Consider the following 21,290-nt stretch of genomic DNA (forward strand, 5'->3'; position numbering starts at 1 on the left):
ACCGACTTCGGCTCCATCGACCCGCTCCCCGAGATCGCCGAACTCTGCGCCCAGTACGGGACGTGGCTGCACGTGGACGCGGCGTACGGCTGCGGCCTGCTCGCCAGCCGCAAGTACCGCCACCGCATCGACGGCATCGAGCGCGCCGACTCCGTCACGGTCGACTACCACAAGTCCTTCTTCCAGCCGGTGAGTTCATCGGCGGTCCTGGTCCGCGACGCGGCGACGCTGCGCCACGCGACCTACCACGCCGAGTACTTGAACCCGCGCCGGATGGTGCAGGAGCGCATCCCCAACCAGGTCGACAAGTCCCTCCAGACGACCCGCCGCTTCGACGCGCTCAAGCTGTGGCTGACGCTGCGCACGATGGGCTCGGACGGCATCGGCGAACTCTTCGACGAGGTCTGCGACTTGGCCGTCGAGGGCTGGCAACTCCTGGCCGCCGACCCTCGGTTCGACGTCGTGGTCGAGCCGTCGCTGTCCACGCTGGTGTTCCGCTACATCCCGGCGGCGGTCACCGACCCCGCGACGATCGACCGCGCCAACCTGTACGCCCGCAAAGCCCTGTTCGCGTCCGGTGCCGCGGTCGTCGCGGGCACGAAGGTCGGCCACCGCCACTACCTGAAGTTCACCCTGCTCAACCCCGAGACCACGGCGGACGACATCGCCGCCGTCCTCGACCTGATCGCCGGCCACGCCGAGCAGTACCTGGGAGAGTCCCTTGACCGCGCGTCCTGACACCGGGCAGAAGACCTACGACTTCGTCGGGATCGGCCTCGGCCCCTTCAACCTCGGCCTCGCCTGCCTGACCGAGCCGATCGCCGAACTCGACGGCGTCTTCCTGGAGTCGAAGCCCGACTTCACGTGGCACGCGGGCATGTTCCTCGACGGCGCCCACCTCCAGACCCCGTTCCTGTCGGACCTGGTCACCCTCGCCGACCCCACCTCGCCCTACTCCTTCCTCAACTACCTGAAGGAGAAAGGCCGGTTGTACCCGTTCTACATCCGCGAGAACTTCTATCCGCTGCGGGTGGAGTACGACGACTACTGCCGCTGGGCCGCGAACAGGCTGAGCAGCGTGCGCTTCTCGACGACGGTCGAGGAGGTCACGTACGACGACGGGGTGTACGTCGTGAGGACCACCGCCGGCGACACCTACCGGGCCCGGAAACTGGTCCTCGGCACCGGCACCCAGCCCTACCACCCGCCCGCCGTGCAGGGCCTCGGCGGTGACTTCCTCCACAACTCCCGTTACATGCAGAGCCGTTCGGAGCTGGTGAAGAAAAAGTCGATCACCCTGGTCGGCTCGGGCCAGTCCGCCGCCGAGATCTACTACGACCTCCTGAGCGAGATCGACGTCCACGGCTACCGGCTGAACTGGGTGACGCGCTCCCCGCGCTTCTTCCCCCTCGAATACACCAAGCTGACACTGGAGTTGACCTCCCCGGAGTACGTCGACTACTTCCGCGCACTGCCCGAGGCCACCCGCTACCGGCTCGCGTCCCAGCAGAAGGGCCTCTTCAAGGGCATCGACGGCGAGCTGATCGACGAGATCTTCGACCTGCTCTACCGCAAGAACCTCGGCGGCCCCGTCCCCACCCGGCTGCTCACCAACTCCTCGCTGAACAACGCGACATACGACAGCGGCAGCAGCAGCTACACCCTGTCCTTCCGCCAGGAGGAGCAGGGCAAGGACTTCGAGCTGACCTCCGAGGGCCTGGTCCTCGCGACCGGATACGCCTACACCGAGCCGGAGTTCCTCGCGCCGGTCCGCGACCGGCTGGTCTACGACTCCCACGGCAACTTCGACGTCGCCCGCAACTACGCGATCGACACGACCGGCCGGGGCGTCTTCCTCCAGAACGCGGGCGTGCACACGCACAGCGTCACCTCCCCCGACCTGGGCATGGGGGCGTACCGCAACAGCTGCATCATCGCCGAGCTGCTGGGCCGGGAGTACTACCCGGTGGAGAAGACCATCGCGTTCCAGGAGTTCGCGGTATGAACTTCACCTTCCGTCCGGTCGATCCGCTGACCGACTCCGAACTCCTGCACTCCTGGCTGACCCACCCGAAGGCGGCCTACTGGATGATGCTGGACGCGCGACTGGAAGACGTCGAACGCGCCTACATGGCCGTGGCGGCCGACGAACACCAGGAAGCCTTCCTCGGCCTGGAACACGGCGTCCCCGCCTTCGTGATGGAGCGCTACGACCCCGTCCACCGCGAACTCACCGGCCTGTACGACCCGTTGCCGGGCGACGTCGGCATGCACTTCCTCACTCCCGCGACCGACACCCCCCGCAGCGGCTTCACCCGCGCCGTCCTCACCGCCGTCATGGCCCACCTCTTCGCTGACCCGGCGGTCGAGCGGGTCGTCGTCGAGCCGGACGTGTCCAACACCGCCGTCCACGCCCTGAACGAAGCCGTCGGATTCGTCGCCGAACGCGAGATCCAGAAGCCGGAGAAGACAGCGTTGCTGAGTTTCTGCACCCGCGAACAGTTCCTCGCCAGGCACCCGGCGGCGGTGACCGCATGAGCCTCGCCGACTCCGTCGCCCACCTCTCCCCCGACCGCTGGGAGAAGGCCAACCGCCTGCTGGTCCGCAAGGCCCTCGCCGAGTTCGCGCACGAGCGCCTCCTCAACCCCGAGGAGCGGGACGGCGGTTACCTCGTCCGCAGCGACGACGGCCAGACCACGTACCGCTTCACGGCCGTCCGCCGCGCCCTCGACCACTGGCAGGTCGACGCCGCCTCGATCACCCGCACCCGTCACGGCGCCCAACTCCCCCTGGCCGCCCTGGACTTCTTCATCGAGCTGAAGGACGCCCTCGGCCTGAGCGACACGGTCCTCCCGGTCTACCTGGAGGAGATCTCCTCCACCCTCTCCGGCACCTGCTACAAGCTCACCAAACCCCAGCTCACCTCGGGCGAGTTGATCGACGCCGGCTTCCAGGCGATCGAGACCGGCATGACCGAGGGCCACCCCTGCTTCGTCGCCAACAACGGCCGCCTCGGCTTCGGCGTCCACGACTACCTCGCGTACGCCCCGGAGACCGCGAGCCCGGTCCGCCTGGTCTGGCTCGCCGCGCACCGCTCGCGCGCCGCGTTCACGGCGGGCGCCGGCATCGAGTACGAGTCGTTCGTACGGCGGGAGTTGGGCGAGAAGACCGTCGACCGGTTCACCGAGCGTCTGCGTGAACTCGGCCACGACCCCGCCGAGTTCCTCCTCATCCCGGTGCACCCGTGGCAGTGGTGGAACAAGCTCGCGGTGACGTTCGCGGCGGAGGTCGCGCGCGGGACGCTCGTACCGCTCGGCGAGGGCGACGACACGTATCTGGCCCAGCAGTCGATCCGCACCTTCTTCAACAGCTCCCACCCCGAGAAGCACTACGTCAAGACGGCGCTGTCGGTCCTCAACATGGGTTTCATGCGCGGGCTTTCGGCCGCGTACATGGAGGCGACCCCGGCCATCAACGACTGGCTCGCCGGGCTCATCGACAACGACCCGGTGCTGAAGGACTCCGGCCTGTCGATCATCCGGGAGCGCGCCGCCGTCGGCTACCGCCACCTGGAGTACGAGGCGGCGACGGACCGCTTCTCGCCGTACCGCAAGATGCTCGCCGCGCTCTGGCGGGAGAGCCCCGTCGCCGCTCTCCAGGAGGGCGAACAGCTCGCCACGATGGCCTCGTTGATCCATGTGGACCACGAAGGCCGGTCGCTGGCCGCCGAGTTGATCGAGCGGTCCGGCCTGGCACCCGCCGCCTGGCTGAGGCGCTACCTGGACGCCTACTACACGCCGCTGCTGCACTGCTTCTACGCCTACGACCTGGTGTTCATGCCGCACGGCGAGAACACGATCCTGGTGCTGAGGGACGGCGTCGTGCAGCGGGCCGTCTACAAGGACATCGCCGAGGAGATCGCCGTCATGGACCCGGACGCGGTGCTGCCGCCCGAGGTCCGGCGGATCGCCGTCGAGGTCCCCGAGGACAAGAAGCTGCTGTCGCTCTTCACGGACGTCTTCGACTGCTTCTTCCGCTTCCTCGCCTCCGACTTCGCCGCCGAAGGCGCCCTCACCGAGGGCGAGTTCTGGCGGACGGTCGCGGAGACCACCCGCTCGTACCAGGAGGCGCACCCCGAACTCACCGACAGATTCCGGCAGTACGACGTGTTCGCCCCCGAGTTCGCGCGCTCCTGCCTCAACCGGCTCCAGCTGCGCGACAACCGGCAGATGGTCGACCTGGCCGATCCGGCGGGCGCCCTCCAGCTGATCGGCACCCTGAGGAATCCCGTCGCGGGGTACTGATCGCGGCGACGGGCGCCCCCGAGTACGGTCCTCGGGGGCTCCCGCCGCCTTCTGGTGGACAATCATGGCATGGCGGAAATCATCCAGAAGGACGGCACCTGGGTCTTCGACGGCGACCGGCTGAGGCTGACGCCGGGACACGACAAGAACGTGAGCCCGCTCCGCAAGGAACTGGGTGAACTCACTGTCCCCCTCCAGGCGTTGGCCGGTGTCTCCTTCGAACAGGGCAAGAAGAACGGCCGGTTGAGACTGCGCCTGCGCGACGGCGCCGACCCCCTCCTGCTGGCCGCCGCGGGGCGGCTCGCCGAACCCCACGACCCCTATCAGCTCGTCGTCGAGTCCGACCGGTACGGCGTCGCCGAGTACCTGGTGGACGAGGTTCGCAACGCGCTGCTCCTGGAGCAGGTGCCGGGCACCCCGGTGGACGCGTTCCTGCTGCCGGGTCCCGCCGTACCGCTCTCGGTGTCCGCCGGGGACGGCAGCGCGAGCTTCGACGGGGACGTCGTGCGGCTGGAGTGGAACTGGAAGACCGAGGACGCCAAGTCGGCCGCCGGGGCACGGCAGTTGGCGATCGGCGACATCCTCGGCGTGGAGTGGGTGCCGGCCGCCGGGCTGGAGAACGGGCATCTGCGCTTCACGGTCCGGGGCGCGGCCACGAAGGCGCCGCCGAAGTACGACCCCAACGCGGTGGAGCTGTGGGGGTTCAAGAAGGACCCGCTGATGGCGCTGGTCGCGGCGGCGGTCCAGGCGCGGCTCCCGCACCCGGCGGCGGCTCCCGTCACCGCCGTACCGGCCGCCGAGCCGGCTCCCGTACCGGCGGCGGGCGGGGACGACCACGACGCGCTGCTGCGGCGGCTGCGCGAACTCGGCGAGCTGCACCGGGACGGAGTCCTCACGGACGACGAGTTCGCGATGGCCAAACAGGCGGTCCTCAAACGCCTTTGACGCTCCGGAAGACGATCCGGACGACGGCCCGGAAGCCGATCTGGAAGCCGATCCGGAAGCCGATCCGGAGGACGCTTCAGAACGCGAAGTCGGCTGCCCTCGACCAGCGTTGAGGACAGCCCACCGTCAACTCACCCGTACGCCCCGCCTTCTGGGCGCACGGCTCACTTCGCGCGACGCGCCACCGTGAAGTGGTCGACCTGCGCGCCGGTCTCGGCGATGCCGCGCACGGTCAGCGTCGCCGTACGGCCCTTGGCGGCCGGGGTGACGTCGACGCGCAGGAACGAGTAGTCGAGGTAGCGCACGCGCGACCAGGTGACCGTCTCGTCGACCTTGCCGTCCTTGGTGTTGACGAAGGAGGCGACGGACTCGACCTCCTTCTCGTGGCCCTCGTACGACAGCGGCGCGCTGAACGCGTACAGGCTGCGGCCGGCCGCGCCCGCCGTGACGTAGACGACGCCGTCGGTCTCGGGGTACGCCGTACCGCCGATCGGGAGCTTCTTGGTGACCGCGCCCTTCTTGATGACGTCGGTGCGCTCGTACTGGTGGTTGTGGCCGTTGATGACCAGGTCGACCGTGTACTTCTCGAACAGCGGCACCCACTCCTTGCGGACCCCGCCCTCGGAGGCGTGCGCGGTGGAGGTGCAGTAGGCGCAGTGGTGGAAGAAGACGACGACGAAGTCGATGTCCTTGGCGGCGCGGTACTTCTTGAGCTGCGCCTCCAGCCACTTGGTCTGAGTCCCGCCGGAGATACCGAGGTTGGCGGGGATCTCGAAGGAAATGTCGTTGGCGTCCAGGGAGATGATCGCCGTGTTGCCGTAGGTGAAGGTGTAGACGCCCGGCAGGTTCTTCTTGTCGGGGCCGTTGTCGGGGAGGTTCCAGCGGGCCTCCTCGCCGCCGTAGCCGTTGGGCGAGTACCAGGCCTCCATGTCGTGGTTGCCGTAAGCCGGCATCCACGGAACGGACTTGGCGACCGACTCGGTCTGCGCGAGGAACTGGTCCCACACGCGCGAGTCGAAGCCGGTGTCGGCGGACTGGCCGGCGCCGGTCGGGTCGGCGTACGCGATGTCGCCCGCGTGCAGGTGGAAGGCCGGATTCTGGCCCAGGAGAAGGGAGTTGTTGGCGAGGCCGTGGTAGCTGACGCCCTCGTCGCCGAACGCGGTGAAGGTGAACGGCGCCTTGTGGGCGGGCGCGGTGGTGAACGTGCCCAGGGTGCCCAGGAGATGGGGCGCGGCCGGGTCGAAGCCGGCGTGGCCGACGCCGTAGTAGTACGTCCTGCCGGGGCGCAGGTGGGTCAGCTTGGCGTGCAGGTAGTACTGGGTGTGGTTGCCGCTCGCGCCGACGCCCGCCGGCGTGAAGAGCGTGCGGACCTCGGCCTCGATCTTGCGGGAGAGGTCCCAGGGGTGGGCGCCGATCCGGATGTACGGCTTCTTGACGGCGACCGGGACCTGCCAGGAGACGGTGATCTCGGTGCGGGGGTCGTTGCCGTAGGCGAGGTGGCGGCCGAAGGGGGCGACGAGCGAGCCGTCGACCTTCTCCGTAGCTCCCTGGTACGACGGGGTGCGGGGGGCGGCCTGGGCGGTGGCGCCCGGCACGAAGGCTCCGCCGGCGACGGCGCCGAGGGTCACGGCGCCGCCTCTCATCATCGACCGGCGGGAGAACTTGGCGCGCAGGTACTCGTGCTGCTCGGCCATGGTCATGCGGGCGGCGAGCTGCTCGGGTACGCCCATGCGAGGTGTGTCCATGAGGTCTGAAATTCGCCCCTTCGAACGACGCGCCGCAAGACGCCGGATGGCTGAATTCCGAACAGGGACCCATGAGACCTTCAACGTTCCCCTATGAATCCCCCAGCGAGGGCTTGCCCGAAATCGGGCAGGTTTCTTGCGAAAGGCGTCCGCTTACCTCAGGATCTACCGGGTGCACGACGAACTCGTTGATCATCTGACGCGGTCCACGCCCCTCCAGCGGGGCGAGGCGCTGCGGGTGATCCAGGACGTGCTCGCCTACTTCGACGAGACGACGGAGCACTATGTCCGTCGCCGCCACCGGGAGCTCCAGGCGCAGGGCCTGGTGAACGCGGAGATCTTCGAGCGGATCGAGGCGGAACTGAAGTACAGGGCGGTCGCCCCGCCGGAGCTCTCGCTCCGGCAGCTGCGCCGCATCGTCTACGGGTAGTCCCTCTCAGGTATGCCCCAGAACATGAGGACCTTGTCTGTATGTGCGGAATTGTCGGATACATCGGCAAGCGTGATGTGGCCCCCCTCCTCCTGGAGGGTCTCCAGCGTCTGGAGTACCGGGGGTACGACTCGGCGGGCATCGTCGTCTCCTCCCCGAAGTCGGCCGGCCTGAAGGTCGTCAAGGCCAAGGGCCGCGTCCGTGACCTGGAGGCGAAGGTCCCGGCGCGCTTCAAGGGCACGACCGGCATCGCGCACACCCGCTGGGCCACCCACGGCGCCCCTTCCGACGTGAACGCGCACCCGCACCTCTCGGCCGACCTCAACGTCGCCGTCGTCCACAACGGGATCATCGACAACGCCTCCGACCTGCGGCGCAAGCTGGAGGCGGACGGCGTCGAGTTCCTCTCCGAGACCGACACCGAGGTCCTCACCCACCTGATCGCCCGCTCGCAGGCCGAGAAGCTGGAGGACAAGGTCCGCGACGCGCTGCGCCTCGTCGAGGGCACGTACGGCATCGCCGTCATGCACGCCGAGTTCCCCGACCGCATCGTCGTCGCCCGCAACGGCTCCCCGGTCGTCCTCGGCATCGGCGAGAAGGAGATGTTCGTCGCCTCGGACATCGCCGCGCTGGTCGCGCATACCCGTCAGGTAGTCACGCTGGACGACGGTGAGATGGCCACGCTGAAGGCGGACGACTTCCGTACGTACACCACGGAGGGGACCCGTACTACGTCGGAGCCCACGACCGTCGAGTGGGAGGCCGCCTCCTACGACATGGGCGGCCACGACACCTACATGCACAAGGAGATCCACGAGCAGGCGGACGCCGTGGACCGCGTCCTGCGCGGCCGGATCGACGACCGCTTCTCCACCGTCCACCTCGGCGGCCTCAACCTCGACGCGCGCGAGGCCCGGCAGATCCGGCGCGTGAAGATCCTCGGCTGCGGCACCTCGTACCACGCGGGCATGATCGGCGCCCAGATGATCGAGGAGCTGGCCCGCATCCCCGCCGACGCCGAGCCCGCCTCCGAGTTCCGCTACCGCAACGCCGTCGTCGACCCCGACACCCTGTACATCGCCGTCTCCCAGTCCGGTGAGACGTACGACGTCCTCGCGGCCGTCCAGGAGCTGAAGCGCAAGGGCGCGCGCGTCCTCGGCGTCGTCAACGTCGTCGGCTCGGCGATCGCCCGCGAGGCGGACGGCGGCATCTACGTGCACGCAGGCCCCGAGGTCTGCGTCGTCTCCACCAAGTGCTTCACCAATACGACGGTGGCGTTCGCGCTGCTGGCCCTGCACCTGGGCCGCACCCGTGACCTGTCGGTGCGCGACGGCAAGCGGATCATCGAGGGGCTGCGCAAACTCCCGGGCCAGATCGCGGAGATCATGGCCAACGAGGCCGAGTACGAGAAGCTGGCGGCCGAGTTGGCCGAGGCCCGCTCGATGCTGTTCATCGGGCGCGTCCGCGGCTACCCCGTCGCGCGTGAGGCGTCCCTGAAGCTCAAGGAGGTCTCCTACATCCACGCCGAGGCCTACCCCGCCTCGGAGTTGAAGCACGGGCCCCTCGCGCTCATCGAGCCCGCCCTCCCGACGGTCGCCATCGTCCCCGACGACGACCTGCTGGAGAAGAACCGCGCCGCCCTCGAGGAGATCAAGGCCCGCAGCGGCCGGATCGTCGCCGTCGCCCACCGCGAGCAGGAGAAGGCCGACCGCACGATCGTCGTCCCGAAGAACGAGGACGAACTGGACCCCATCCTGATGGGCATCCCCCTCCAACTCCTCGCGTACTACACGGCGAAGGCCCTGGGCCGAGACATCGACAAGCCGCGCAACCTCGCGAAGTCGGTGACGGTCGAGTAGAAGTTCTTTCACCCCCGCCCACCGAAGCGATAATTGAGCAACCCCCGCGGCGAGCAACCACCTCCGCGAGAGCGGCGCCGGTTTAGGCGCAAAAAACGGACCTCCCGTGATGCCACCTTCACGGGAGGTCCGTTCATACGTGCCGGGGACGCCCAACTCCCCGGCTGCGGCTGCCTGTTAGCCGGTGGCCGTCACCCCCCGGCCGGCAGCGCGTCCACGGCGGGGCAGGGCGGTGGGCCAGTGCGCGAGGGCCGCTGTCGCGGCGTACCAGGCGACCGCGCCCGCCGCGACGGCGAACCAACCGCCCACCTTGGCGAGGGAGTCGGGGCCCCACAGCCGCGCGACGGCCAGCAGGACCAGCGCGACGAGGAACAACCCGTAGGTGCCCTGGGTGAGTTGGTCCCCACCCGAGACGGTGAGGGACAGGGCGATGAGCGCGAACAGCAGCAGGAACAACCCGGCCGCGTTGTCGGAGACTTGATCGCCTGCGGACACGGCCCAGGTGAACCAGAACGCCCCGACGGCCACGAACCCGGTCCCGTTCAGGGTGTCGTGGTCCCGGAAGGCGAAGAGTCCGGCGACGAAGAGGGTGACTCCGCCGACGTAGTGGGCGATGGAGACGGCGTCGGCCGCCGTGACCCCGTCGATGACATCGGCGTACCCGAGGCCGAAGGCCAGCAGGGTGACGGCGAGGGCGAGTCGGCCGGCGATCGTGGAGGTGCCTGTGATTCCCGCAGAGACGTCGTTGGCCACGGCGGGGCTCCCTTCGAGCATGTGCAGTTGTGCGGTGTGCGATATATGCCCTTCACAAAGGCACGAACACCTCTACGCGCCGGTAGATTTATGCCTGCGCGGAAGCCTGACCTCAGCAGTCACCCGTCCCTCAAAAGGCTTACGGGTACTAGGGGATGACGACCACGGGACGCTGCGCGCGCTTCGCGAGCCGCCCCGCGACGGAGCCGAAGATCCGGCCCACGATGCCGTGCGTGGAGCCGACGACGATCGCGTCCGCCTCGTACTCCCGCCCCACCTCTTCGAGTTCGTGGCAGATGTCGCCGCCGCGCTCGACGAGGATCCACGGCACCTCCGACAGGTACTCAGCGCAGGCGAGTTCGAGGCCGAGGACCTCCGTGCGGTGGTCCGGGACGTCGACGAAGACCGGGGGCTCGCAGCCCGCCCACACGGTCGTGGGCAGCCGGTTGGCGACGTGGACGATGATCAGACCCGAGCGGGAGCGGTGGGCCATGCCGATGGCGTACGCGAGGGCCCGCTCGCTCGACGTGGAGCCGTCGAAGCCGACGACCACGCCGTGCTTGAAGGCGGGATCGCAGGTGGGGCGTGCGTCTTCCGCCGCCAGGGGCTCGGCCGCCGTTGGGTCGGCGACGGGCCGCTTGCGGTCTGCGGGTTCGAAGAATTCGTGACCGGCCATGGCTGTCTCGGCGAATCGATCCTTGTGATGGGAGGGCGACAGGAGCAGCGGAGCTGTTGTCCGGGAATCATCTTCCCAACCCCATACCCCCAAGGGTACGGCGGCACGCCTCCTCAGCCCATATCCCGACGCCCTTCCGGTGGGGGGTTCCAGGGAGCATGCACGAGGTGGCGCCCGTAACGCAATGGTTGCTGCCCCGTACAGGCGGTTTGCACAGGATTCGCTGACGCGGGCCCTACACCCGAGTGACCGACCGGTCGAACGGGCGTTGAACCCGGTGCCCGACCGCACCCCCGACCACCCCGCCGACCGCCTCCGGGAGACAGGAAACCCCACCGTGCCCGTACCCCGTAGTACCTCCGAGGGACCCCCCGGATCCCCCGAGGACCGGACGACCGATCTCATCCGTTGGGCGGTCTTCTCCTGCCTCCTCGTACCCGTAGTACTCCTTTGGTACGGCGCCTCGCTCGGCGGCACCGCCGGCACCGCGCTGGGGCTGGCCGCCGTGACCGCCGTGTGCCGGGTGCTGCTGCGGCAGTCGGAGCGCTGCGAGGCGCGTGTACTCGCCGAGGAACGCGCGCCGCACGCACACAGGCGCCCCGCACGTGCGGGCGCGGGCGCGCACCGAGGCGGACGTCACACCGGGGGAGGGTCACCGGTCGGCTGACCGGTTTCCGCGCACAACCACATCGGTTTTCAGCCAACTTCCCGCACCTGTGCATCAAGTGGTCCGAACACCCCCCACGCCCCGTTTGACCTGCACGGAAAGGGTCTCAGGGCCCCCCTGCACCCTACGCAGATTGGCCACTGCCACGAGGCGCACTTCCCTGCACGTCCTCGTAGTGCAACGCTTCGTGATCGAATGCTTCACGCCAAGTTGCCATGTCGACAATGCGCCGGGTGGAGAACTGGCCACCGCGGCACGACGCGACACAGTAGATTCGATCTTGACTGTCTACGGCGGGGGACTCGTGCAGGACCGAGGGGAAACGTGCAGGAGCGACACAACCGAGGAGCCGCGACCACCGAGGGGGGCTTAGCAGGATGAGCCACGACTCCACCGCCGCACCGGAAGCCGCTGCCCGGAAGCTTTCCGGGCGCCGCCGCAAGGAGATCGTCGCGGTGCTGCTGTTCAGCGGCGGCCCCATATTCGAGAGTTCCATACCGCTGTCGGTGTTCGGCATCGACCGCCAGGACGCCGGCGTACCGCGCTACCGCTTGCTGGTGTGCGCCGGCGAGGACGGCCCGCTGCGGACCACAGGGGGCCTGGAACTCACCGCGCCACACGGCCTGGAGGCGATCTCCCGCGCGGGGACGGTCGTCGTACCGGCCTGGCGCTCGATCACCGCGCCACCGCCCGAGGAAGCGCTCGACGCACTGCGCCGGGCGCACGAGGAGGGAGCCCGCATCGTCGGGCTCTGCACGGGCGCCTTCGTCCTGGCAGCCGCCGGGCTGCTGGACGGGCGTCCGGCGACCACCCACTGGATGTACGCGCCGACCCTGGCGAAACGCTATCCGTCGGTGCACGTCGATCCGAGAGAGCTGTTCGTCGACGACGGCGACGTCCTCACGTCCGCCGGCACGGCGGCCGGGATCGACCTGTGCCTGCACATCGTGCGCACGGACCACGGCAACGAGGCGGCCGGCGCGCTCGCCCGCCGGCTCGTCGTCCCGCCGCGCCGCTCGGGCGGTCAGGAGCGCTACCTCGACCGTTCTTTACCAGAGGAGATCGGGGCCGACCCGCTCGCCGAGGTCGTCTCCTGGGCGCTGGAGCACCTCCACGAACAGTTCGACGTGGAGACGCTCGCCGCGCGCGCGTACATGAGCCGGCGCACGTTCGACCGCCGGTTCCGCTCGCTCACCGGCAGCGCGCCGCTCCAGTGGCTGATCACCCAGCGGGTGCTCCAGGCACAGCGGCTGCTGGAGACGTCCGACTACTCGGTGGACGAGGTCGCGGGGCGCTGCGGCTTCCGCTCGCCGGTGGCACTGCGCGGGCACTTCCGCCGACAGCTCGGGTCGTCGCCCGCCGCCTACCGGGCCGCGTACCGGGCCCGCCGGCCGCAGAGCGAACGCCCGCTGGACAGTGATCCCGCGCCGGCCCCGCTGGGCCCGCCGTCCCCGGGGCTGCACTCCGAGGCGCCGGTCCCGCTCCAGGCCCGCCGTACGGCGTCCGTCGGCTCCCCCGCGGCTGCCGGACTCTCCGCGGACCACGGGGTCTCCCGCGACCGCGACCGGGACCGGGATCCGTACGCCACCGCCCGCGCGGCCCTGCCGGGGCAGCGCAGCGGAGGCTGACCATACCGATCGGTCGACCGGCCCGGAGGGGGTTCCCCTTCCGGGCCGGTCCTCCGTGGTTCTGTGCCTCCAGGGTCGTACCCGGGTACTACCGGGGAGCTACCCCAGGTCGCGGTACACCCGATCGGTGGATGTCAGCCTTAGGGTGGACGCATGAACGATCGCATGGTGTGGATCGACTGCGAGATGACCGGCCTCTCGCTGTCCGACGACGCGCTCATCGAGGTTGCCGCCCTCGTCACCGACTCCGAGCTGAACGTGCTCGGCGAGGGGGTCGACATCGTCGTCCGCCCGCCGGACGCGGCGCTGGAGACGATGCCGGACGTGGTGCGTCAGATGCACACCTCGTCCGGACTGCTCGCCGAACTCGCGGGCGGTACGACGCTGGCGGACGCCGAGGCGCAGGTCCTCGCGTACGTCCGCGAGCATGTGAAGGAGCCCGGCAAGGCGCCCCTGTGCGGCAACTCCGTCGGCACCGACCGCGGTTTCCTCGCCCGGGACATGGCCGCGCTGGAGTCCTACCTCCACTACCGCATCGTCGACGTCTCCTCCGTCAAGGAGCTCGCGCGCCGCTGGTACCCTCGCGCCTACTTCAACAGCCCGGAGAAGAACGGCAACCACCGCGCGCTCGCCGACATCCGCGAGTCCATCGCGGAACTGCGCTACTACCGCGACGCGATCTTCGTCCCCCAGCCCGGCCCCGACTCCGACACGGCGAAGTCCATCGCGGCACGGCACGTACTGCCTGCGCATTAGCCCCGGGTCCCCCTCTGGAGGGGCGCCGCGAAACCCGTGCGCGAGCACCCCTTCGGACCCTGTACACTTTTTCTCGGCCGGTCGGAGAGAAACAAAACTCCAGCGCCGGACATGGTGGGTGTAGCTCAGCTGGTAGAGCACCTGGTTGTGGTCCAGGATGCCGCGGGTTCGAGTCCCGTCACTCACCCTGAAGTATCGAGGGCCGATCCGCTCAGGCGGGTCGGCCCTCGGTCGTACGCCAGGCCGCCGCCAACTCCCGTACGTCCGCGAAGCGCTCCCCCGGCGCCTCCCGCGTCGCCCGCTCCACCACCGCCGACTGCGCCGGGGTCCCCCGCCACTCGCGCTCGCCGTCCCCCGCGTCCAGCAGCAGCCGGAGCGCCCGCCCGAGGACGTACACCGTCGTCCGGGCGTCGATCCTGGCGCCCCTGCGCCACTCCTCCGGCGCCATGAAGCGGCGGGAGCCGGGGAGGCGCTCGGCGTCGAGGCGGAAGGGGGACGGGCGGTACTCGTCCAGGTCGATGAGATGCAGCGCCGCGCGCCGGAAGTCGTAGAGGAGAGCGCCGTCGTAGAAGTCGACGGCCTGCCAGCCCGCCGCCTCCACGGCGAGGTGGGCGTCCAGGAGGGTGTCCAGGGCCCGATGAACCTCGGGCAGCGGCAACCGGCGGAACCGGGCCCGGTGTTCGGGGTCATAGAGCAGGCCGCCGTCCCGCCAGGGCATCACCACCGCCGCCCCCAGCCTGTGGACCTGGGGCACGATCGCGGGATGCCGCACAGCCCGGTGGAACCGCCAGGCCCGCTCCAGCGTGCCACACGCCTCGGGCACCACCGGCGCCTTCACGAACCAGCGTTCACCACCCGGAAGGCGTACCCCGTAGGACGTACACCCCGAGTCCTGCTCCGGCGCGGCGAAGCGCCGGAAGACCTCACCGATACCCGAGAGGTAGCTCTCCAGGGGGACGGGTACGTCATCGATGTCCAGGAGGGGATGTCGAGGCATGCCGGGGAGTGTCCCAGGGACCCGACGGGGGCGTCCATCGAGAAACTGCCGGGGTACAGCGGGGGGCGTACCGTCGGAGTATGAGCCGTTCGCGTGGTTGGGAGGCTCGCCATGTCGTACCAGGGATGGACCAGTCCTACGCCTCCGCCCGTGGCGCCGCGTACACGTCCCCGTCGTAGGCATCGGCCTCGGTGGCGGGCGCTCACGTGGATGGTGCTGGGGTTCAACCTGCTGATGCTGGTGTGGCTTGTCGCCGTGATCAGCGCCACTCCGGGTGCGACCGACGAGTGCGGATCCAGTGAGACCTGTCAGGCCGGTACCGAGTTCAGTGCCGCTCTCGTCGCCGGAGTCTCCCTGCTCGCGTGGACAGCCGGTGATGTCATCCTCGGCGTCATCTGGCTCGTCACCAACAAGTCCTCGGGCCGCGCTGCCCGGCGCCCACCGTCCGCTCCTCCCCCGCCGCCGCCCGGCCGCTGGTGAGCCCCGCGGCCGGCACGCTCTCAAGAAGACGCCCGTACCACCAGTTCCGTGGCCACCACGATCTGCCTTCGTTCCAGCCCCCGCGACACCGCCGGGCGGCGGTCCGCGATCTCGGTGAGGAGGAGGTCCAGCATGTGGCGGCCCATCTCCTCGATGGGCTGGCGGACGCTGGTGAGGGGCGGGTCCATGTGGCGGGCGATGGCGGAGTCGTCGTACCCCACGAGGGCTACGTCCGAAGGGGTACGGCGGCCGGCCTCGCGGAGGGCCTGGCGGGCGCCGGCGGCCATGACGTCGGAGCCGGCGAAGACGGCGTCCAGCAGGGGGGTGTGGGCCAGGAGGCGCTGGGCGGCCCGGTAGCCGCTCTCCTCCGTGAAGTCACCGGCCTCGACGAGCGGCTCCCGGCCCGCGTCCTCCATCGCGTCCCGGTACCCGTCGAGGCGGCGCTGAGCGCCGTACACGTCCAGCCGGCCGGTGATGTGCGCGACGTGTTCCCGCCCCCGCGACAGCAAATGCTCGACGGCGCTGCGGGCACCGCCGTAGTTGTCGGAGTCGACGGACGGCAGGGTCTCGGCGGCGGAGCGGGGGCCGCTGATGACGGAGGGGATCTCCAGCTGGGCGAGCAGGTCGGGGAGGGGGTCGTCGGCGTGCACGGAGACGAGGAGGACGCCGTCGACGCGGTGCGCGGCGAGGTACTGCGCGAGGCGTTTGCGCTCCCGGTCGTTGCCCGCGAAGATCAGTAGCAACTGCATCTCGGTGTCGGAGAGTTCGGCGCCGACGCCGCGCAGGATGTCGGAGAAGTACGGCTCGGAGAAGAACCGCGTCTCGGGCTCGGGGACGACGAGCGCTATCGCGTCGGTACGGTTCGCGGCGAGCGCGCGGGCGGCGGTATTAGGGACGTACCCCAGCTCGGCGACGGCGGCCTCGACGGCGGCGCGGGTCGCGTCGGAGACCCGCGGGGAGCCGTTGATCACGCGGGAGACGGTGCCCCGGCCGACCCCCGCGCGCGCGGCGACCTCCTCAAGGGTCGGCCGGCCACCGCTGCGGCCCCGCGCTCCGTGGGTTGCCATGGGCCCCGCCTTCCCTCGATCGCTACGCACTGGCCTGGAATCTAACAGCCCTGTCCTGACATGAAACGGCCCGCACCTCGCCCTCGCCAGCGGGACCCGTCCGGCTGAAAACCGCCCTGCCCCGCTTTCAGTTAACGTCCCGATAACTGAACGCATCTCTCCGCGTCGACGCCCTTGACACCCCCGCCGGAACCGACGACTCTTCAACACATCACTTGTGGGAGCGCTCCCACACTACCTGACACATACACATCCCGCACGTTCCCCGCCCGAGCCGCAGCGAGAAAACAACGGGCCCAACCATGCACGTTGGCCGGGGGGTCGGCACGTCAGGGCAACAGGAGGACGCAATGCGAGCACGTTCCCGAACCTCCCGTCGGGTGGTGGTCCTGGCGGCTGCCGTATCGCTGGGCGCCGGGCTGCTGGCCGGCTGTGCCGACGACGGCGACAGCACATCCAGCGACCCGTCGGCCTCGTCCGGCGGCGGCGGTGGCAAGGGGCAGACGACGATCACCCTCGGCCTCTTCGGCACCATGGGCTTCAAGCAGGCCGGTCTCTACACCGAGTACGAGAAGCTCCACCCCGAGATCAAGATCGCCGAGAACGTCGTCGAGCGGAACGAGAACTACTACCCGGCGCTGCTCAACCACCTGACCACCAACGCCGGTCTGATGGACGTCCAGGCCATCGAGGTCGGCAACATCGCGGAGATCGTCGCGACGCAGGCGGACAAGTTCGAGGACATCGGCAAGGCGGAGGGGGTCGTCAAGAGCAACTGGCTGGACTGGAAGTGGGCACAGGGCACGACCAAGGACGGCACGACGATCGCGCTCGGCACGGACGTCGGCCCGATGGGCATCTGCTACCGCAAGGACCTCTTCCAGGCGGCGGGGCTGCCCACCGACCGCGACAAGGTGAGCCAGCTGTGGGCCGGCGACTGGAAGAAGGTCGTCAGCGTCGGTGAGCAGTACAAGGCCAAGGCGCCGAGCGGCACTTACTTCATGGACTCGCCGGGCGGGCTGTTCAACGCGATCGTCGGCAGCGGCCCGGAGAAGTACTACGACAAGGCCGGCGAGGTCGTCTACAAGAAGAACCCGGCGGTGCGGGCCGCGTTCGACATCGCCGGTGAAGCCGCCCAGAAGGGCCTGGTCCAGCCGGTGACGCAGTTCCAGAAGAACTGGGACCAGACCATCGCGAACAGCAAGTTCGCGGCGGTCTCCTGCCCGCCGTGGATGCTCGGCACCCTCAAGGAGAAGTCGAAGCCCGACGCGGCCGGCAAGTGGGACGTCGCGCAGGCGCCGAAGTCCGCCAACTGGGGCGGCAGCTTCCTCGCCGTCCCCAAGGCCAGCAAGCACGCCAAGGAGGCCCAGGCGCTGGTGACTTGGCTGACCCAGCCCGAGCAGCAGGCCAAGCTCTTCGCCGTCCAGGGCAGCATCCCGAGCACACCCGCCGCGTACACCTCGCCCCAGGTCCTCGACGGCAAGAACGCGATGACCGGTGACGCGCCGATCGGCAAGATCTTCACCGAGGCCGCCAAGAGCGTGTCGGTGCAGCCGATCGGCCCGAAGGACCAGATCATCCAGCAGGGCATGACGGACAACGGCGTGTTCCTGGTGACGAAGGGCAAGTCGATCCAGGAGGCCTGGGACACCGCCACCAAGACCATCGACAACAACCTGGACAAGTGACCCGAATGGCCAGTCACGACACCGCCGCGCCCCCCGCGAAGGGGGGCGCGGCCCCGGGCCGCCCCGCGCCCGGTGAGCCCTCCGAGACGGAGCAGAAGCGCCGGGCCCGGCTCTCGCGGCGCTGGCAGCGCGACCTCAAATGGAGCCCGTACGCGTTCGTCTCGCCGTTCTTCCTGCTCTTCCTGGCCTTCGGGCTGTTCCCACTGATCTACACCGGCTGGGCCTCGCTGCACCAGGTGGAGATGACGGCACCCACCGACATGAAGTGGGTGGGGCTGCGCAACTACACGCGGATCTTCGACGACGACTTCTTCTGGAACGCGGCGAAGAACACGCTGACGATCGGCATCATCTCGACCGTCCCGCAGCTGCTGATGGCGCTGGGCATCGCGCACATCCTCAACTACCGTCTGCGTGCCTCGACTTTCTACCGCGTGGTGATCCTCGCGCCGTACGCGACGTCGATCGCCGCCGCAGCGCTCGTCTTCGTGCTGCTCTTCGGGCACGACTACGGGATGATCAACTGGGGCCTGGACCTGGTGGGGTTGGGGCCTGTCGACTGGCAGAACGACAAGTGGCCTTCCCAGATCGCCGTTTCGACGATCATCATCTGGCGGTGGACGGGCTACAACGCGCTGATCTACCTCGCCGCGATGCAGGCGATCCCCAACGACCTCTACGAATCAGCCGCGTTGGACGGCGCCAGCCGCTGGAAGCAGTTCATCCACGTCACGCTGCCGTCGCTGCGGCCGACGATCCTGTTCACGGTCGTCGTCTCCACGATCGGCGCGAGCCAGGTCTTCGGTGAGCCCCTGCTGTTCGACCCGAACGTAGGCGCGTCCGGCGGCGGGGAGCACCAGTTCCAGACGCTCGGCCTCTATCTGTACGAACAGGGCTGGGTCAACCAGCACTTGGGCCGCGCCTCGGCGATCGCCTGGACGATGTTCCTGATCCTCATCGTGATCGGCATCGTCAACTACGTCATCTCGCGCCGCCTGCGCGCCAGCAGTGGCAGTTAGGAGTACGACGGTGACGACGACGTTGCCCAAGCCCGTCCCGGAGGAGACGGCACCGAAGCCCACGCGCCGCAGGCTCGCCAAGTCGGGCCGCGCGGGAGGGCAGTTGCACGGCAGCCCGATCGCGTACCTGATCCTCGCGGTGTTCACGTTCTTCTCGCTGGCCCCGCTGATCTGGACCGCGATCGCCGCCTCCCGCGACAACAGCCGGCTGGCCCAGACGCCGCCCCCGTTCTGGTTCGGCTCCAACCTCTTCTCGAACCTCGACAAGGCGTGGACCGACGCCAACCTCGGCAAGGCGTTCCTCAACACCACGATCGTGGCCGGGACTTCGTCGGTCACCATCGTGATCCTGTCCACCATCGCCGGGTTCGCGTTCGCCAAACTCCGGTTCCGGGGGCGGGGGGCGCTGATGCTGATCGTCATCGGCACGATGATGGTGCCGCCCCAACTGAGCATCATCCCGCTGTACATGCTGGTCGCCGAGCTGGAGTGGACCGACCAGCTCCAGTCCGTGATCCTGCCGTCCCTGGTGAGCGCGTTCGGGGTGTTCTTCATGCGGCAGTACCTGATCCAGGCGCTGCCCGACGAGATCATCGAGGCCGCCCGGGTGGACGGGGCGAGCAGTTGGCGGATCATCTGGCACGTCGTGTTCCCCGCCGCGCGGCCGGCGATGGCCGTGCTGGGCATGCTGACGTTCGTCCAGTCCTGGAACGACTTCCTGTGGCCGTTCCTGGTCCTGAGCCAGACCGGCAATCCGACGGTCCAGGTCGCGCTGGCCGGCCTCGGGCGCGGCTACACCCCCGACCAGTCCCTCATCATGGCGGGCGCCTTCCTCGGCACCCTGCCCCTGCTCATCGTCTTCGCCCTCTTCGGCAAGCAGATCGTGGGCGGGATCATGCAGGGGGCGGTCAAGGGCTGAGCGGAGAACGGGAGTCGAGGGGGTCGGCCCAAGTATCCGAGCCGGCGGCAGCCACGGCGCGCCGGTCCGGGTACGGCCAACTCCCCCCGCTCCTCGGCCTCTTGGCCCTCCTCGACCCAACTCACCGTTCCTGCCCCCCACTTCAGTACCCCGCAGGCTCATCCTCACCATCCCCCCGCCACTCTCCGTCGGTCTCGACGACCACCTATGGGAGCGCTTCCATGTCTGAGCCCATTACCCCTGTCTCCTTCCCCTCCACCTTCCTCTGGGGCGCCGCCACCTCCGCGTACCAGATCGAGGGGGCGGTACGGGAAGGCGGCCGAACCCCGTCGATCTGGGACACCTTCAGCCGTACGCCGGGCAAGACCGCCGCCGGTGAGACCGGTGACATCGCTGTCGACCACTACCACCGCTACCGCGACGACGTGGCGCTGATGGCGGACATGGGCCTCAACTCGTACCGCTTCTCCGTCTCCTGGTCGCGGGTCCAGCCGACCGGGCGCGGGCCCGCCGTCCAGGTCGGCCTCGACTTCTACCGGCGGCTCGTGGACGAGCTGCTCGCGGCCGGGATCAAACCGGCGCTCACGCTCTACCACTGGGACCTGCCGCAGGAGCTGGAGGACGCGGGGGGCTGGCCGGCGCGGGACACGGCGCTGCGGTTCGCGGAGTACGCGCAGATCGTCGGCGAGGCGCTCGGCGACCGGGTGGAGCACTGGATCACCCTCAACGAGCCCTGGTGCAGCGCCTTTCTGGGGTACGGGTCCGGGGTCCACGCGCCCGGGCGGACCGACCCGGTCGCCGCGCTGAAGGCGGCCCACCATCTCAACCTCGGGCATGGGCTTGCCACTTCGGCGCTGCGGTCGGTGATGCCGGCCCGCAACTCGGTGGCGCTCAGCCTCAACTCCCATGTCCTGCGGTCCCTTTCGCAGGATCCCGCCGACCTCGCGGCCGTCCGCAAGATCGACGACCTCGCGAACGGGGTCTTCCACGGGCCGATCCTGCACGGCGCGTACCCGGACAGCCTGCTGGCGGCGACCTCGTCCGTCACCGACTGGTCCTTCGTCCAGCACGGCGATCTGCGCGCCGCGAACCAGCCCCTGGACGCGCTCGGGCTCAACTACTACTCCCCGACGCTGGTCTCGGCGGGCGGGACCCCGGCGAAGGCGCGGCGGGCCGACGGGCACGGGGCCAGCGAGCACACGCCCTGGCCCGGCGCCGACGACGTCGCCTTCCACCAGACCCCGGGCGAGCGTACGGAGATGGGGTGGACCATCGACGCGACCGGGCTCCACGAGCTGATCATGCGCTACACCCGGGAGGCGCCCGGACTCCCCCTCTACATCACCGAGAACGGCGC

The 21,290-nt window shown here is 69.4% G+C and carries 19 protein-coding genes, 1 tRNA gene and 1 pseudogene; 16 read left to right on the plus strand and 5 right to left on the minus strand.

Features of this window, described 5'->3' with window-relative positions:
* The 5 genes and pseudogenes from desA to AOK24_RS22335 form a co-directional block, all read left to right on the plus strand.
* Positions 1-738 (plus strand): annotated as a pseudogene (gene desA / locus AOK24_RS50980) (lysine decarboxylase DesA); the annotation flags it as partial.
* On the plus strand, positions 722-2,005 hold the full coding sequence (locus AOK24_RS22320) for a lysine N(6)-hydroxylase/L-ornithine N(5)-oxygenase family protein (protein WP_055721844.1): 1,284 nt from the start codon (positions 722-724) through the stop codon (positions 2,003-2,005). The pseudogene desA and the gene AOK24_RS22320, both read left to right, overlap by 17 nt.
* Positions 2,002-2,538, plus strand: coding sequence for a GNAT family N-acetyltransferase (locus AOK24_RS22325; protein WP_055721845.1), 537 nt, complete (start codon positions 2,002-2,004; stop codon positions 2,536-2,538). The genes AOK24_RS22320 and AOK24_RS22325 overlap by 4 nt, the downstream gene beginning before the upstream one ends.
* On the plus strand, positions 2,535-4,304 hold the full coding sequence (locus AOK24_RS22330; RefSeq protein WP_055721846.1) for an IucA/IucC family protein: 1,770 nt from the start codon (positions 2,535-2,537) through the stop codon (positions 4,302-4,304). Before AOK24_RS22325 ends, AOK24_RS22330 begins: the two co-directional genes overlap by 4 nt.
* Positions 4,305-4,373: 69 nt before the next feature.
* On the plus strand, positions 4,374-5,249 hold the full coding sequence (locus AOK24_RS22335; protein WP_055721847.1) for a DUF4429 domain-containing protein: 876 nt from the start codon (positions 4,374-4,376) through the stop codon (positions 5,247-5,249).
* Between the two features lie 164 nt (positions 5,250-5,413).
* Here AOK24_RS22335 and AOK24_RS22340 read toward each other — a convergent pair whose 3' ends face one another.
* Positions 5,414-6,979: a purple acid phosphatase family protein gene (locus AOK24_RS22340; RefSeq protein WP_055721848.1), complete on the minus strand. Its 1,566-nt coding sequence runs from the start codon at positions 6,977-6,979 to the stop codon at positions 5,414-5,416.
* 187 nt (positions 6,980-7,166) lie between these two features.
* On the opposite strand from AOK24_RS22340, the gene AOK24_RS22345 reads away from it, so the two are divergent.
* Together AOK24_RS22345 and glmS are read left to right on the plus strand one after the other, a co-directional pair.
* Positions 7,167-7,424 carry a hypothetical protein gene (locus tag AOK24_RS22345; RefSeq protein WP_055721849.1) on the plus strand — a complete coding sequence of 86 codons (258 nt, stop codon included), beginning with the start codon at positions 7,167-7,169 and terminating at the stop codon, positions 7,422-7,424.
* Between the two features lie 41 nt (positions 7,425-7,465).
* Positions 7,466-9,283: a glutamine--fructose-6-phosphate transaminase (isomerizing) gene (gene glmS, locus AOK24_RS22350; RefSeq protein ID WP_055721850.1), complete on the plus strand. Its 1,818-nt coding sequence runs from the start codon at positions 7,466-7,468 to the stop codon at positions 9,281-9,283.
* Between the two features lie 177 nt (positions 9,284-9,460).
* Here the strand turns inward: glmS and AOK24_RS22355 are convergent, their stop codons facing one another.
* Together AOK24_RS22355 and AOK24_RS22360 are read right to left on the minus strand one after the other, a co-directional pair.
* Positions 9,461-10,036 carry a GPR1/FUN34/YaaH family transporter gene (locus AOK24_RS22355; RefSeq protein WP_055721851.1) on the minus strand — a complete coding sequence of 192 codons (576 nt, stop codon included), beginning with the start codon at positions 10,034-10,036 and terminating at the stop codon, positions 9,461-9,463.
* Positions 10,037-10,184: 148 nt separating this feature from the next.
* Positions 10,185-10,712, minus strand: a complete 528-nt coding sequence (locus tag AOK24_RS22360; RefSeq protein ID WP_055721852.1) for a universal stress protein — start codon at positions 10,710-10,712, stop codon at positions 10,185-10,187.
* Between the two features lie 337 nt (positions 10,713-11,049).
* On the opposite strand from AOK24_RS22360, the gene AOK24_RS22365 reads away from it, so the two are divergent.
* From AOK24_RS22365 to AOK24_RS22380, 4 genes are all read left to right on the plus strand, one after another.
* Positions 11,050-11,379 (plus strand): hypothetical protein, encoded by a 330-nt coding sequence (locus tag AOK24_RS22365; protein ID WP_055721861.1) that lies wholly within the window; start codon positions 11,050-11,052, stop codon positions 11,377-11,379.
* A gap of 377 nt (positions 11,380-11,756) precedes the next feature.
* Positions 11,757-13,007 (plus strand): helix-turn-helix domain-containing protein, encoded by a 1,251-nt coding sequence (locus AOK24_RS22370; RefSeq protein WP_055721853.1) that lies wholly within the window; start codon positions 11,757-11,759, stop codon positions 13,005-13,007.
* Positions 13,008-13,160: 153 nt separating this feature from the next.
* A complete protein-coding gene (orn, locus tag AOK24_RS22375; protein WP_055721854.1) occupies positions 13,161-13,763 on the plus strand; it encodes an oligoribonuclease in 603 nt (200 codons plus the stop codon).
* 114 nt (positions 13,764-13,877) lie between these two features.
* A tRNA-His gene (locus AOK24_RS22380) sits at positions 13,878-13,950 on the plus strand.
* Positions 13,951-13,974: 24 nt separating this feature from the next.
* On the opposite strand, the gene AOK24_RS22385 is transcribed toward AOK24_RS22380, so the two are convergent.
* Positions 13,975-14,760: a hypothetical protein gene (locus AOK24_RS22385; protein ID WP_055721855.1), complete on the minus strand. Its 786-nt coding sequence runs from the start codon at positions 14,758-14,760 to the stop codon at positions 13,975-13,977.
* Between the two features lie 210 nt (positions 14,761-14,970).
* Here AOK24_RS22385 and AOK24_RS22390 point away from each other — a divergent pair, with 210 nt between their 5' ends.
* On the plus strand, positions 14,971-15,240 hold the full coding sequence (locus tag AOK24_RS22390; protein WP_055721856.1) for a hypothetical protein: 270 nt from the start codon (positions 14,971-14,973) through the stop codon (positions 15,238-15,240).
* 20 nt (positions 15,241-15,260) lie between these two features.
* Here AOK24_RS22390 and AOK24_RS22395 read toward each other — a convergent pair whose 3' ends face one another.
* Entirely contained in the window at positions 15,261-16,307 is a 1,047-nt protein-coding gene (locus tag AOK24_RS22395; protein WP_055721857.1) for a LacI family DNA-binding transcriptional regulator, read from the minus strand.
* A 350-nt stretch (positions 16,308-16,657) separates the two neighbouring features.
* On the opposite strand from AOK24_RS22395, the gene AOK24_RS22400 reads away from it, so the two are divergent.
* From AOK24_RS22400 to AOK24_RS22415, 4 genes are all read left to right on the plus strand, one after another.
* Positions 16,658-17,995 carry an ABC transporter substrate-binding protein gene (locus AOK24_RS22400; RefSeq protein ID WP_055721858.1) on the plus strand — a complete coding sequence of 446 codons (1,338 nt, stop codon included), beginning with the start codon at positions 16,658-16,660 and terminating at the stop codon, positions 17,993-17,995.
* A 5-nt stretch (positions 17,996-18,000) separates the two neighbouring features.
* Complete coding sequence (locus AOK24_RS22405) at positions 18,001-19,014, plus strand: carbohydrate ABC transporter permease (RefSeq protein ID WP_055721859.1); 1,014 nt, start codon at positions 18,001-18,003, stop codon at positions 19,012-19,014.
* Positions 19,015-19,024: 10 nt separating this feature from the next.
* On the plus strand, positions 19,025-19,933 hold the full coding sequence (locus tag AOK24_RS22410; protein ID WP_055721860.1) for a carbohydrate ABC transporter permease: 909 nt from the start codon (positions 19,025-19,027) through the stop codon (positions 19,931-19,933).
* A gap of 221 nt (positions 19,934-20,154) precedes the next feature.
* On the plus strand, positions 20,155-21,290 hold a 1,136-nt coding region (locus tag AOK24_RS22415), incomplete at its 3' end, for a family 1 glycosylhydrolase (RefSeq protein ID WP_240554063.1).

This window comes from Streptomyces niveiscabiei (assembly GCF_001419795.1).
Lineage (GTDB): Bacteria > Actinomycetota > Actinomycetes > Streptomycetales > Streptomycetaceae > Streptomyces > Streptomyces niveiscabiei.